13 protein-coding genes and 1 pseudogene are annotated in these 12,448 nt (G+C 60.9%); 10 read left to right on the plus strand and 4 right to left on the minus strand.

The genetic code is table 11. The features are described 5' to 3' along the window. Window positions 1-61: 61 nt before the first annotated feature. Together H7C86_RS31090 and H7C86_RS31095 are read left to right on the plus strand one after the other, a co-directional pair. Window positions 62-778: pseudogene (locus tag H7C86_RS31090) on the plus strand (AAA family ATPase); the annotation flags it as partial. After that, a complete protein-coding gene (locus tag H7C86_RS31095; RefSeq protein ID WP_141487666.1) occupies window positions 775-1,515 on the plus strand; it encodes an ABC transporter permease in 741 nt (246 codons plus the stop codon). The pseudogene H7C86_RS31090 and the gene H7C86_RS31095, both read left to right, overlap by 4 nt. Before the next feature lie 142 nt (window positions 1,516-1,657). Here the strand turns inward: H7C86_RS31095 and H7C86_RS31100 are convergent, their stop codons facing one another. Together H7C86_RS31100 and H7C86_RS31105 are read right to left on the minus strand one after the other, a co-directional pair. After that, window positions 1,658-2,149 carry an FBP domain-containing protein gene (locus H7C86_RS31100; RefSeq protein ID WP_019747493.1) on the minus strand — a complete coding sequence of 164 codons (492 nt, stop codon included), beginning with the start codon at window positions 2,147-2,149 and terminating at the stop codon, window positions 1,658-1,660. Window positions 2,150-2,377: 228 nt separating this feature from the next. Further along, window positions 2,378-2,995 carry a hypothetical protein gene (locus H7C86_RS31105; RefSeq protein WP_031331749.1) on the minus strand — a complete coding sequence of 206 codons (618 nt, stop codon included), beginning with the start codon at window positions 2,993-2,995 and terminating at the stop codon, window positions 2,378-2,380. Between the two features lie 182 nt (window positions 2,996-3,177). On the opposite strand from H7C86_RS31105, the gene H7C86_RS31110 reads away from it, so the two are divergent. From H7C86_RS31110 to H7C86_RS31125, 4 genes are all read left to right on the plus strand, one after another. After that, the gene (locus tag H7C86_RS31110) at window positions 3,178-4,842 is read left to right on the plus strand and encodes a hypothetical protein (protein ID WP_019747495.1); all 1,665 of its coding nucleotides are present in this window, start codon (window positions 3,178-3,180) and stop codon (window positions 4,840-4,842) included. Window positions 4,843-4,888: 46 nt separating this feature from the next. Then, window positions 4,889-6,166, plus strand: a complete 1,278-nt coding sequence (locus H7C86_RS31115; RefSeq protein ID WP_069146113.1) for a wax ester/triacylglycerol synthase domain-containing protein — start codon at window positions 4,889-4,891, stop codon at window positions 6,164-6,166. A gap of 280 nt (window positions 6,167-6,446) precedes the next feature. Further along, on the plus strand, window positions 6,447-6,908 hold the full coding sequence (locus tag H7C86_RS31120; protein WP_069146275.1) for an Hsp20/alpha crystallin family protein: 462 nt from the start codon (window positions 6,447-6,449) through the stop codon (window positions 6,906-6,908). A 58-nt stretch (window positions 6,909-6,966) separates the two neighbouring features. Beyond that, the gene (locus tag H7C86_RS31125; RefSeq protein ID WP_175413820.1) at window positions 6,967-7,110 is read left to right on the plus strand and encodes a hypothetical protein; all 144 of its coding nucleotides are present in this window, start codon (window positions 6,967-6,969) and stop codon (window positions 7,108-7,110) included. 361 nt (window positions 7,111-7,471) lie between these two features. On the opposite strand, the gene H7C86_RS31130 is transcribed toward H7C86_RS31125, so the two are convergent. Further along, window positions 7,472-8,188, minus strand: coding sequence for a TetR/AcrR family transcriptional regulator (locus H7C86_RS31130; protein WP_019747499.1), 717 nt, complete (start codon window positions 8,186-8,188; stop codon window positions 7,472-7,474). A gap of 224 nt (window positions 8,189-8,412) precedes the next feature. On the opposite strand from H7C86_RS31130, the gene H7C86_RS31135 reads away from it, so the two are divergent. From H7C86_RS31135 to H7C86_RS31150, 4 genes are all read left to right on the plus strand, one after another. Further along, complete coding sequence (locus H7C86_RS31135; protein ID WP_029537823.1) at window positions 8,413-9,711, plus strand: ice-binding family protein; 1,299 nt, start codon at window positions 8,413-8,415, stop codon at window positions 9,709-9,711. Then, entirely contained in the window at window positions 9,712-10,365 is a 654-nt protein-coding gene (locus H7C86_RS31140; RefSeq protein ID WP_019747500.1) for a class F sortase, read from the plus strand. Between the two features lie 95 nt (window positions 10,366-10,460). Beyond that, window positions 10,461-11,612 carry an alkane 1-monooxygenase gene (locus H7C86_RS31145; RefSeq protein WP_070385366.1) on the plus strand — a complete coding sequence of 384 codons (1,152 nt, stop codon included), beginning with the start codon at window positions 10,461-10,463 and terminating at the stop codon, window positions 11,610-11,612. Continuing rightward, window positions 11,609-11,950: a hypothetical protein gene (locus tag H7C86_RS31150; protein ID WP_019747502.1), complete on the plus strand. Its 342-nt coding sequence runs from the start codon at window positions 11,609-11,611 to the stop codon at window positions 11,948-11,950. Before H7C86_RS31145 ends, H7C86_RS31150 begins: the two co-directional genes overlap by 4 nt. Before the next feature lie 77 nt (window positions 11,951-12,027). Here H7C86_RS31150 and H7C86_RS31155 read toward each other — a convergent pair whose 3' ends face one another. Continuing rightward, entirely contained in the window at window positions 12,028-12,444 is a 417-nt protein-coding gene (locus H7C86_RS31155) for a hypothetical protein (RefSeq protein ID WP_030535916.1), read from the minus strand. Between the last annotated feature and the right edge of the window lie 4 nt (window positions 12,445-12,448).

Raw genomic sequence — 12,448 nt, forward strand, 5'->3', positions numbered from 1 at the left:
TGACCGCGACCTCGATGGCCGCGTGACCACTGTCCACTTTTCGGGGTGAACCTCACTGCACACCAGCGGCGACGTCGAGGTATTCGGCGCTGCCCCTTTCGAAAATGCCGACGTCTTGGCGAACGTGTGCTTCGTCAAGGAAAGCCAGACGTACCCCGAGGACCTCAAGGTCAAGCATGTACTCGTCGCCGCCGGCCATCTGCTCCCGAATTGGGACCACGCGTTCGCCGAGACACTGCTCGACGATTTCCAACTTCCACTGTGCCGCAAGGTGAAGAAGCTCTCGCGCGGCATGCGGTCAGCGTTGGGAGTGATCATCGGACTTGCCTCCCGTGCACCGCTCACGCTCTTCGACGAGCCGTATCTCGGCCTCGATGCCGTTGCACGCCAACTCTTCTACGATCGTCTGCTTGCCGATTATGCCGAACATCCTCGCACTGTAGTGCTTTCGACTCACCTTATCGACGAGGTAGCCAATCTGCTCGAGCACGTGATCGTCGTAGACAGCGGCCGGATTGTCGTCGACGAGGACGCAGACGCACTGCGAGGTCGCGCCGTAGTGGTATCCGGCCCCCTTGATGCGGTGGATGCTGTTGCCGCGTCCGGCAGGGTCCTGCGCCGGGAGACACTAGGCTCCCACAGCCGAATCATGTTGCAGGCCGATGTGACCGAGACCGAGCGAATCCGACTGCGGGAGGCGGGAGTCCAAGTGGAACCGGCATCTTTGCAGGAACTTGTCATCGCGACTTCGACGCAGCGCAAGGAGATCACCGCATGAGCATCGCAACGACAGCGCCCCGGACGGTCCCGAAGGCGCCCACCCGGTCCAGGATCGGTTCCGTCCTCCAACTGCACACGGTCGCGTGGCCGTTGCTGATCGCCTGGCCGGTGGGCATCCTTTGGATCTCTTTCCTCATCAGCTTCACCATCTACGCGATCGTCGGAAACGAGCAGGGTGAGGGATTCACCGGCAGTGTGTTCTCCGTTTACGGTTTCGTGCTGGCGTTCTACCTCCAGTCGATGACCCAGACGTTCCCGTTCGCGCTCGGGCTGAGCGTGACTCGCCGCGAGTTCTTCACTGCCACCACGATAATGGCGTTGACACAGTCCGCAATCTTCGCAATCGCGCTACAACTGCTGTCAGTGGTGGAGTCCGCCACCAACGGCTGGGGTGTGCACATGCGCATGTTCGGCATCGCACGCTATTTCACCGACAGCGCAGCCGTTCAGTTGCTCGCGCTGTTCGCGACGCTGCTGCTGACCAGTTCGATCGCAATGCTGACAGGTGCGATCTACCAGCGATGGAGGACCACCGGTCTGCTCGCCTCTCTCACCGGTCTCTTCGGTGTGCTCGGCCTGTCAGCGATCGTAATCACCTGGGCCAGCTGGTGGCCGGCGATCGGTTCGTGGTTTGCCGATACTTCCCGAGTGGTGCCGATGGCACTACTTCCATTGGCCCTGGCCATCGCCTGCATAGCCGGAGCCTGGGTCACTTTACGTCGAGCAACGCCCTGACCGAGTAATCATGTGCGACGCCAGATGTCGCACCGTGTCCGAGTGCCCCTCGGATCGACACCGTCCAGGCAGTTCGGCCCCTCCCTCAGCCCAGGGAGGGGCCGAACTTCACAACAGGGATATCGCGTCCCCGGGGTCCCCTCTACTGCCGAGCCACTCGCTCGACAAAACTCGAAGCACGCAGCACCAGTTCATCTTTCCGGTCCTGGCGCGCAGCGGCGGCATCGTAGCCGGCATACGGGAGCGGGGGGTCGTTACGAACATTGGCCGAGCACTGGAAGTCTCGGCAGATCAGTGTTCCGACTGTGCTGCCACGTCGACCAGCGGGCCCGGCCAACTTGGCGCCGTAGAAGACGACCTCGTTGGGAAGGCGCGTGTCACGGCACCAGGAACACTGGGCACGCGACCGCGGAGTGGCTTGCGCTTGAACGAGCAAGACTCCGATGATCTCCCCGTCGAGTGTCGGGACGATCGCGTAGGCGCGTCGGCCCATTTTGGGATCTCGCCAGCCCAGATAGTCGAGAGCGTCGAAGTCGATGGTGTCGAAGCCATCCGGCAACGTGAGATCAGTCTTCTCCTTACGGCTCGCGTTGACGAGGCTGGAACGGGTAGATGTATCGGTCAAAATGATCATGGGTGTATGCCAATCGTGGATCGGTGAAGGTGGGTACAGCTCATGGCCCGACCAGTACCTAGTGCTGTCGGGTCCGAAATGCGCTATCTGCTGCCGGCGAAGACGACGCCGACAACCCCCTCACGCCCATGGGGCATCACGATGTCCACACCCCGATGGTAGCCACAGGTCCTCGACACGGGCCACTCGATTTATCGACGCACTTCATGCGTGAAATGGCGCGGTGAATCAGTCACGCCAGACCGCCGTGAACTCGTACCAAGGTCCGCCGAGGTGCTTTGCGGAGAAATCGTCGAACCCCGTTGGTGCGCCGCTGGGCGAGTACACCCATCCACTCGTGGTGGTGAACATGCTGTCGTTGTCGATGAAGTAGACCTCATCGGGACGTACGACATGGGCACTGCTGATCTCGAACTGGCCGATCTCGAGCTCTTCCACAGTCGATCCAGGCTGCTCCAGGAGAGCAATCGCGACGGTCTCGAACTCTCCGCTCTTGTCGAGGAAAGTTGCCGGCGGCATCAACAACACCGCAGCGACCGCGGCGATAACGGCAACCGGAGAGGGCAGGATCCACCACGACCACCGTCGGTCCTGGCCGAGAACGTAGAGCGTACGAACCGCCCACACCAGACCAACAACGATCAAGGTGAGCAGAGCCGCAGCGCTGACGAGGAGAGGATCGAACCACCTGAAGTCACCGAATGGCGAAGGCCACCACCCGTAATGCCGGCAGACCAACGCAATAAGCGGAACAACGGTGAATGCCAAAAGAATCGGCCCCGGTGGCTTGGACGACTCCGGAGGGTCAGCTACCAACCATTCACCCAGCGACTTCGGCCTTCTCATCACCCCACCGTATCTGCAGGTCATGGCAAACTCAGATACACGGCGAATACTTTTGCAGTACAAGCACTCTCGTTCCACTCACAACAACCAACGCAGCGATCGGCACTCTCGCCGCAACCGACACAGATGGACAAACCTCACAATCCGCAGATTCAACGTGCCGATCATGCGACAATCGGACGGTGAACGAGACCGCGAGTGGAGTTTCGCACCCGTACCGATCGCGACTGTCGACCGTCGGCATCCTCTTCGCCGCCGGCCTGCTGTGGTCCACTCCCCTCTCCGCAGCCACGCCCACCGAAACCGGGCCGGCCAGTTGCGTACCATTCGGAACCGCCCAACTGCCACCCGGCGCACCCTCGGGAGGCGGACGAGTCGGGTTGGAAAACCTTCCGTTGTTCAACGGCACGGCCACCCCGTCTTCCATCGAGATGCGCACGCCAACAACCCAATTCAATCGATTCTGGGACTTTGCACTGGTCGACCACGACTTACTCGCTCGTCCGCGGGCACCCGGCGAACCAACGACCGAGCCATGGCGTTTCGTGCCGATGCCCGAATGCCTACGTGGACGACTGGTCGGGATATCACTGGACGACGACGAACTCGTCGCAGTCGACGACAACGGCTGGGTTTACACGATGGACAACGCCTCCCAGGACCCGCTCGTGTGGAACTGGACTTCCGCGTGGGGCGCGCCCCTCTGGAGTGGTCCAGGCCGACAACTTCCGGGAGACCGGCCGAACGGGTGGGCGCTGAGCGTCTCGTCGCCTTGGGACAATCAAACTTTCACCGACATCGCAGGACGGATTCACTTCGTCGGACTCGCCAAGATGACGATGATCCCCACGCTGACCGCGGACGGCAGCCGAATAACTTACGCAGACCCGTGGCTGCCCAACGACGACAGCTACGAGATCGGCGGCCCGCTCGGCGGGCGATTCCAGGCGGACTCGCTGTCGGCGGCCGGATCAACCACTTTCGTGATGAACAAGTACGGCGACATGTACACCCGCACATTTGATTTCGATTCTTCGGGATCGGACTCGATCTTCTTCCGCTACAGCTGGGAAGATCAGTCGGACAAGCCGTCGGCACCCAACCTCGTGGCCGAAACGCTGGACCGCAGCACCGCCGCGATCCAACTTCCGGCACCGGACTGGGTGCACCAGCCCAAGATTCCCGGTGAAGTCACATCCGCGATCAGTGTGCACTCACTCGGCCCCGGCCCGAACCGGCGGGAGTTGCGTGTCGAGGGCCGCCGCGGCGCCGAATCCGGTTTCTGGCACAAGGATCTCGTCGGGGATGCTTGGGAGTTCACGCCGACTGGCGCGTCCCTCCTCGGCACACTGATCGAAAACGCGCCGACAGACCGGTCGACGGATACCCTGTCCCCCGCTGCCCCCTGGCACTTGTCCACGACCTTGCCCGCCCGCGACGGCGCCATCGACGGCCAGACTCTGATCGACATCGGGTTTCCGTACTCTGTGGTGGATCCGCGCATGCTCGACGCGATCGGCCAGTACGCACAACCGTCCGGATACCGACTGGACGTGGACCATTTCGACCCGGTCGCCACCACCCGGACCGCGACCGTGACTGCACCGGATGGCACGGTTCTTCCGGTCGTCCTGCACACCGCCGACGGACTACGGATGACTCCCCGCGCATCCGGCCTCGATGCCGATCCGCGCCACCTCGTCGGGGCAATCGAGATCCCGTCGGACGCGTACGCGGATCGGGCATCGAACCCCGCTCTGAACGCGTTCGTGCAGGACTGGATGCGCGGAAACCACATTGCCGCGATCACGCTCAGCGCCACCGACCACGACTTGGTGATCCGCTAGCCGAAACCAGCGCCGTCCACCGTGTCGCCTCGATTAGGCTCAGCAGATGGTCGACACCACACCCGACGTGCCGATATCACCCGTCGACGCTGCGAGCTTCCAGCTCGGTGTGGATGTCCAGCCGTACCTGGTCACTATTGCCGGTCTGCTCTCTCCGGGCGGCTTTGTCGACAGCGACGGTCGACCGGATCTAGCGCATCTTCACCGAACACTCGCCGCGCAGATCGCGCAGGAACCGTTGTTGCGGCAACGACCGATTGTGCGGCATGGGTCATGGTGGTGGACGGAAAGCAACATAGAGGTCGACCTCCATGTCTCACTGGAGGAACGCGGTCCCACCGAACCCGACTTCGAAGCGGTTTGTGGTCGACTTGTGATGCAACCCCTTGACACCACCCGACCGTTGTGGCACATCGCATTGATTCCTGTAGCTCGAACTGGTCAGTGCGGCATCGTCATTCGAGTGCATCATGCGGTTCTCGACGGCGCCGGTGCCAGCGACCTTTTCGAGCGCTTGTTCGCCTCGCCTGATTCGAAAAAACCCGACCCAGGGGCGCCACCAACGGCGAAAACCGGCCACTCCCCCGAGCCACACATCCCCCAGAAGGCCAGTTCCCTGGACCTCCTCCGATTTCGAATCGGGACGTTCCTACATCGGCCGATCCGATCACGGGTACTGCTCGGCACAATCGGCACCACGAGATCCATCGCTTCCGTCAGCACCCGGACCGCTCCGGTCGTGCGCGGTGCGCAAAGTGTGGGAGGCACATTGAACGATGCCTACCTCGTTGCAGCGAGCACCGGACTGCGATTCATCCTCGAAGATCGTGGCGAGTCCATTCCGAAAACGATCGCCGTATCGGTCCCCGTCGCAGTCACAGCAATCGGAGACGCACGCAACGCCGTCGGATTCATGATCATCGACCTCCCACTTCAAGAAACAGACCTGGAACGTGCCGTCGCAATCGTCGCGAAGCAAACTGCGGCCGCAAAACCGTCCGCACGTGCGGCAGGAACAACATTTCGGTCGCCGCGTGTAGCCGGCATCTTCGACAAATTCGCGAAGCGACAGCACATGATCGGTGCAGTGGTGTCCAATGTTCACGGACCACGCGGTCCGCTCACGCTCGACGGGGCAGCGCTCGTCCAACTCTGGCCGCTCGGCCCGTTGGCGGGCAATGTTCGAATCGGCTTCACAGCAGCGTCCTACAACGACAAATTCTGGATCGGAATCCAGACCGATGCCGAGCATCTCCCTCCGGCAAGCAAGATCGCACAAGCCGTAGAACGAGCTCTCGACGAAATAGCTAGCACCACAAGCTGACTGGTACTTCATCACACTCGTTCGAGGCGGATCGAACCGAGGCATCTGCGGATTCTTGAACCCAGGTGTCCTGATCCAGCAGGACTCGAGTGATCGCGTGATCACCGAACAGCCACGCCCCCCAGATGCTCCCGAAAATCTAGCCGAAGTTCAGTCGAAGAATCTGGCACTCAAGGTTGCAGAGTGCCAGATCGGTTGGTTATCATGTTCTCGCACAGTGAGTTCGGTCGCCGTCGAGGTGACGGTGGCCTTTCTTAGACGATACGGGAGGTGTGTTGCTGTGCTTCGTTTCGATCCCTTCACCGACATCGACGCGATCACCAAGTCCTTGCTTGCTACCGGAACCGGCAGCAACCGAAGTCCACGTTTCATGCCGATGGACCTCTACAAGATCGATGATCACTACGTCCTTCACGCCGATCTTCCCGGCGTCGACCCGGGATCGGTGGACGTACAGGTAGATGGCTCGACCCTGACCTTGACCGCGCACCGCAGTGCTCTCTCCGAAGATGGAGTGACGTGGCTGGCCAGTGAGCGTTTCACGGGAACGTATAGAAGGCAGCTGTCCATCAGTGAGGACATCGACTCCGAGCGGATCGTCGCCTCGTACGACAACGGCGTGTTGACCGTGAGCTTGCCGATCGCAGAGAAGGCGAAACCGCGGCGGATCGAAATCTCGTCGGGGCCGCCGTCCAGCACTGCCAACTCCGAGGCAGAAACTCATGGACAGATCGAAGCCTGACCTGAACGGCTTGGCACGAAATCGACTGTACAAGAACCTTTCATCCAGGAGGTCCACTATGCCCGCGCCAATCATGGCCCCCACCGCAGCTCTGGCTGAACCGGTCGTCTGGAACGAAGATCCGCAGCGACAAAGGTGGTGGACGCGCATACTCGCGGCCGGCTCGCCGGAGAATTCATCCAACGACGAATTTCAACCCTGACAAGACCCGATCGCGATCGCCGAGTGCGTTCACCCGCAACTGAATTGAGGTCTTCCGTCCGCCTATTCGGGCGGACGGAAGGCCGTATTCAGTCGTCAAGCCCGGGCGAAGCCTGAGGATCGTTCCACGACGCAAGCCGAAGATTCACCAACCTCAGCTAGATGAAGAATCGCCCGAAATGGGCGGAGCGGGACGAAACACTCACACAACAAGGACGAAGCGCGCCGACACCGGCCACCCGTGACACGTACGGTTAAAATGTAAACGATCAGTGACCCCACTGATGTTTACCGGCCTCGTCGGTCCCCTGAATTGTGTGGCCGTCGAGGTCGTCTCATCTCGATGCCCAACCTGAAAGTGGTCAGCCCTCTGCACTCGAGGGCGGGGAAGCTGTCGCCAGGCCCTCCAGAAGAATTGCCAGACCGCGCTCGAGTTCGTCCTGCCCGTCGTAGTGAGCCATGATCGTAGCCATCGATCGCAGTCTGGGGAACTCGGCAAGCGGAAGCCGATGCAGGCCGAGTCGCAGGAGATCGTCGGTCTCCTCCGGATTTTCGACTATTTCCTGAAGCTCGTTGAGAATGTGCCCATTGAGGAAACCGAACACCGCCCGGTAGATGTGCAATGCGTCTTCAGAGGTGAAACCGGCGCGTATCAGCAGTTCGAGTATCGCCTCGAGGTAGCGCAGCGTTCCCGGGGGACGCAATCCGAGCGGCGTCGACAACGGCCGAGTGACCAGCAAAGGAACCACGTTAGGGTGCTCGAGTGCGAGTCGGCGATACCCGTAGGCAACCGCGTGCAGTTGCCCTCTCCAGTCGCGATCGGACGGATCGACGGCCAGTTGTTCGAGCACGGTCTCTACGACCCCGTCCAACAGCGCCGCCTTGTTTGCCGCATATCTGTAGAGGGTCATCGGATTTCTATCGAGCGCTTTCCCCAGCCGCCGCATGGAAAGGCCTTCGGCGCCTTCCTCGTCGATGATCGCCAATGCCGTCGAAAGCACGAGCGCCCTGGTGAGAGGTTCCTCGCGGTCCGCGACTGGAACCAAACCATCATTGCGATCTCGCGAGTGTCCGGTCATTCACAGAACATACATCGTATGCCTACGCATTGACAGAACCGCACGGCTGGTTTACTGTTCGGGGACGCCCTACCTATACAACGTATACACACATCGTATAGCCGGAATGTCCGGATTCATTGGGCGCTCATCGATACGTCCCTGGCGCCGAAGCCGGCGCGGAACGTACGGACTCACTTTCGTCGCATGAGTCCCTTCTTCAAAGGATCGAAGATGAACAGAACATGACAGCACCCACCGCAACACGACGCTCGCGGTTCTTTCAATTTTCCGGCATTGCAACGATTTCCGTATTCTCAGTCGGCATTCTCGTCCTGCCGGCCGGCACTGCGGGCGCCGAAGCGACTGCCGTCGGACTCGGTACCGCTGAGCCCTTTGCAGTCCTTGCCGGAGCAGGAATCACCAACACTGGGCCGACGACGCTCGGCGGCGACATCGGCACATATCCGACGCCTACCATCACCGGTGTATCGGATCTGACGATTACCGGCACCAACCATGGCGGCGACGCGGTATCGCAGGGAGCGAAGCCCGATGTGTTGACTGCGTACAACACTCTCGCCGGTCAGGGACCCACACAACCGACCGGAGCCGACTTGACCGGTCGGACACTGGTTTCGGGTGTCTACAACTCCGGTTCGTCGATCGCGCTGTCGGGAACCGTCACCCTCGACGCGCAAGGTGACCCCGATGCAGTCTTCGTCTTCCAAGCGGGATCAACGCTGATCACATCGTCTTCGAGCACCGTCGCACTGATCAACGGAACGCAGGCATGCAATGTTTTCTGGCAGGTTGGAAGTTCCGCCACCCTCGGCACCAACTCCGTCTTCCGAGGAAACCTCTTGGCGCTGACAGACATTACTGCCACAACCGAGGCAACCGTCGAGGGTCGACTGTTGGCGATCAATGGCGCAGTCACTCTGGATACGAACACCGTTACGATCCCGACCTGTGCGCCTCCTGTCACGACTACGACCCCGACCACTACGACGACGACCGTCCCGCCTGACACCGCGATAACTACCACCACGACTGTGGTCCCGCCGGTGGTGACTACAACCACGACGGTCGTCCCGCCGGAGGTGACTACAACCACGACTGGTACACCGGTGGAAGCGACGACCACCACACCAGGGCCGAACGGCACGACTACAACCACTGCGGGCGTACCGCCGATCATCACGACCAGCCGAAACATTCCGTCCATACCCGAGATTCCCGGTCTCCCAACACTGCCGGTAATACCTCCCACCGTGCCCGGGACGGTAACCGTCCCGTCTCAGGTGCCGACGACGTCAGCTTCTCGAACGGGTGCCCCGACCACTCAACCGACAGTCCCGGAATCCCCGAATGTTCGAGCCCCTCAGGTGCAGCAGGTACCACGAGGGTCGGTCGACACCGGTGACGGAAGCACACAATCCCAACGTTCCGGCCAGTCGGGTGGAGCGTGGACAGCCTTGCTGGTCGCCACCTTCGGCGTCGTGGCTATATCGGCCCTCGTCATCCGTCGGACAAGTCGATAGATGAAAGACAAGAACTCCGTGATGGCTCCGCGATCTCGCCGAGCCATCACGGCTCTCGCCCTCACTGTTTCAGTACTCGTAACGGTGGTCGGATGCGCCGGTGGACAATCCGACAGCGGAAATTCACAACCACACTCGTCGCTTCGACAAGACACCACATCCGCGCCGCGCGCCACTGACTCTGCACTGCCCGAAAGGGCACCGGTAACTGCTGACCACCGCCCCGCTCGACTCGAAATCCCGTCCATCGGCGTCGATACCGACATCATCGATCTCGGACTCGATACCGATGGAGCACTCGAGGTCCCACCGGATGGGAAGGACGCAGGGTGGTACACCGGCGCTCCCGCCCCCGGTGAGGTCGGACCGGCAATCATCGCCGGCCACGTCGACTGGCAAGGCACCGACGGGGTCTTCTTCGATCTGCGGAATCTCGAAACAGGAGCCGACATCATCGTCACCCGCGAAGACGGAAGTCGCGCAGTGTTCACCGCTACCAGTGTCGAACACTTCCCCAAAGAGGACTTTCCCACCGAGGTCGTATATGGCGACATCGACCACCCTGGACTCCGGATCATCACGTGCGGTGGATCCTTCGACGAAACCGCACGCAGTTACAACGACAACATCATCGCATTCGCCGACCTGGCCTAACCGCCTGAGACGCCGCAGCACACCACTTCGAAAGTCCGCACGAACCGTTGGAGAGCAATGACCGTATTCCACTTTCCCGTGCTCGAGAAGTTTCGATGACAGACACCGACGACATTCGAGCGAGCGCCGAAGCAGGTGTCGACGCTCCTGCATGGCGGGATCGGAAGCGTTACTGGTGGCCGTTGGGATTGCTGATCCCGCTGAGTCCCTTCCTGTCCTGGCTGCTGGTCGAATATTTGCACCTCGGCCTGTTCTGGGCGACCGGTGCCTGGATCCTGATTCTCGTCATCCCGATCGTCGACGTCGCAGTCGGCGCAGACGGCCGCAGCCCACCCGACAACGTGATCGCGGCATTGCAGGACGACCGCTACTACCGATGGTGTACCTACCTGTTCGTGCCACTTCAATACGCTGGCCTCGTCTTCGCCGCATGGTGTTGGGTGTACGCCCCGATGGCAACCGGAGAGAAGATCGCACTGGCGATGACCGTCGGCGTCGTTGCGGGAGTCGGTATCAATGCCGCACACGAACTAGGCCACAAGAGCAGCCGCCTCGAGCGGCGGTTGGCAAAAATTGTGCTCGCTCAATCGTTCTACGGGCACTTCTACATCGAGCACAATTACGGGCACCACGTCAACGTTGCGACACCGCGTGATCCCGCCAGTGCTCGTTTCGGGGAATCGTTCTGGATATTCTTGCCCCGCAGCGTATTCGGAGGTCTGAAATCGGGCTGGCGGATCGAATCAGCACGCCTGCGCCGACAGGGTTCACCCGCACTGTCGCCTCGAAACAACATCGTGCAGGCATGGTCGCTGAGCGCCGCACTGTTCGGGACGTTGATCACCCTATTCGGGTGGCAGATACTGCCCTGGCTGCTCCTGCAAACCTTGGCCGGGATCACGTTCCTCGAGGCCGCAAACTACCTCGAACACTACGGATTGCTCCGTGTGCGAAGACAAGACGGCAGCTTTGTCAAAGCCCGGCCCGAAGACAGTTGGAACAGTGATCATCTCGTGTCCAATTTGTTCCTGTACCAATTACAACGACACAGTGACCATCACGCGAATCCGCGTCTGCGCTACCAATCTCTGCGCAGCGCTCCAACCGCTCCGCAACTCCCTGCCGGATACGCGGTGATGATCGTCTGCGCTGCCGTACCACCACTGTGGCGGCGGATCATGGATCACCGTGTCCTCGGCTACTACAACGGCAACGTCGAGCTCATTCACACCAAGGCCATCATATGAATAGCACTGCCCGAAATGACGATCGCAACGACGGGCGCTACACAGCCATCGGACCGGCCCAGCACACCAGAACCGAGTACCAGCCGGCGCATACCCGACTCATGCGAGCTGCACCGAGCCCGGACGTCGTCGCCGCCGCGGAGTACCTTTTGACCCAGCCCGACGCATACCTCTATCGCCGCCGATACCTCGATCTGATCACCCAGACCTCCGGGCCCGACGGCACACGGATCACCGACTACGCCGCAGCTGAACGCTACCTACTTGTCACCGCTACCGCGCACCGCAGAACTCATAGTGAGGTTCGTCCATTACCGGCACCCGGCGATTTTCTGTGAAGTGGTCACCGCAGTGTTTGATGCCAGAAAGTGACAACAGCCTGACGAATTTGGGAGCGCAGCATTTGTCATTGCCTTCACAGCTTTGATTCGCACTCGCCACTGTCATCGAGGATCAAGAACTCGATCTTCGCCCGCTCCCCGTCCGCATCGAAGACGTTGTCGCGGTCTGAGACACGCGCGATCAGTTCCGTCAGTGCCGCATGGATCGTCGTGTACAGAAATGTGCGGGGATCGGACACCCCCATCACGTCGTCAGTGTTCATCTGAACCTGCGCCGTAGCGGTACGCCTGCCCAGAAACACACGTGGAAGCCGGATCCCGGTCGGATCGGTCACCACGGTGATGTCGCCACCAACGACAACAAACAGATCGAAGTCGTACTGCATCGCGATGCCCCTCAGCCGGTGTCTGAGCCGAGTCAACTCCTCAATGAAGTCGAGCGGCACCGACGGTCCACCGAATACTGTTCTGAACGTGACCCCGCGAGTCATCGAT

Source organism: Rhodococcus sp. UFZ-B548 (assembly GCF_903819475.1).
Classification (GTDB): Bacteria; Actinomycetota; Actinomycetes; order Mycobacteriales; family Mycobacteriaceae; genus Rhodococcus_F; species Rhodococcus_F erythropolis.

Excerpts from the sequence above, each read along its gene's own strand:
- H7C86_RS31095 (WP_141487666.1), top strand. The coding sequence starts at position 775 with ATGAGCATCGCAACGACAGCGCCCCGGACGGTCCCGAAGGCGCCCACC.
- H7C86_RS31100 (WP_019747493.1), bottom strand. The coding sequence starts at position 2,149 with ATGATCATTTTGACCGATACATCTACCCGTTCCAGCCTCGTCAACGCG.
- H7C86_RS31105 (WP_031331749.1), bottom strand. The coding sequence starts at position 2,995 with ATGAGAAGGCCGAAGTCGCTGGGTGAATGGTTGGTAGCTGACCCTCCG.
- H7C86_RS31115 (WP_069146113.1), top strand. The coding sequence starts at position 4,889 with ATGGTCGACACCACACCCGACGTGCCGATATCACCCGTCGACGCTGCG.
- H7C86_RS31125 (WP_175413820.1), top strand. The coding sequence starts at position 6,967 with ATGCCCGCGCCAATCATGGCCCCCACCGCAGCTCTGGCTGAACCGGTC.
- H7C86_RS31130 (WP_019747499.1), bottom strand. The coding sequence starts at position 8,188 with ATGACCGGACACTCGCGAGATCGCAATGATGGTTTGGTTCCAGTCGCG.
- H7C86_RS31135 (WP_029537823.1), top strand. The coding sequence starts at position 8,413 with ATGACAGCACCCACCGCAACACGACGCTCGCGGTTCTTTCAATTTTCC.
- H7C86_RS31140 (WP_019747500.1), top strand. The coding sequence starts at position 9,712 with ATGAAAGACAAGAACTCCGTGATGGCTCCGCGATCTCGCCGAGCCATC.
- H7C86_RS31145 (WP_070385366.1), top strand. The coding sequence starts at position 10,461 with ATGACAGACACCGACGACATTCGAGCGAGCGCCGAAGCAGGTGTCGAC.
- H7C86_RS31150 (WP_019747502.1), top strand. The coding sequence starts at position 11,609 with ATGAATAGCACTGCCCGAAATGACGATCGCAACGACGGGCGCTACACA.
- H7C86_RS31155 (WP_030535916.1), bottom strand. The coding sequence starts at position 12,444 with ATGACTCGCGGGGTCACGTTCAGAACAGTATTCGGTGGACCGTCGGTG.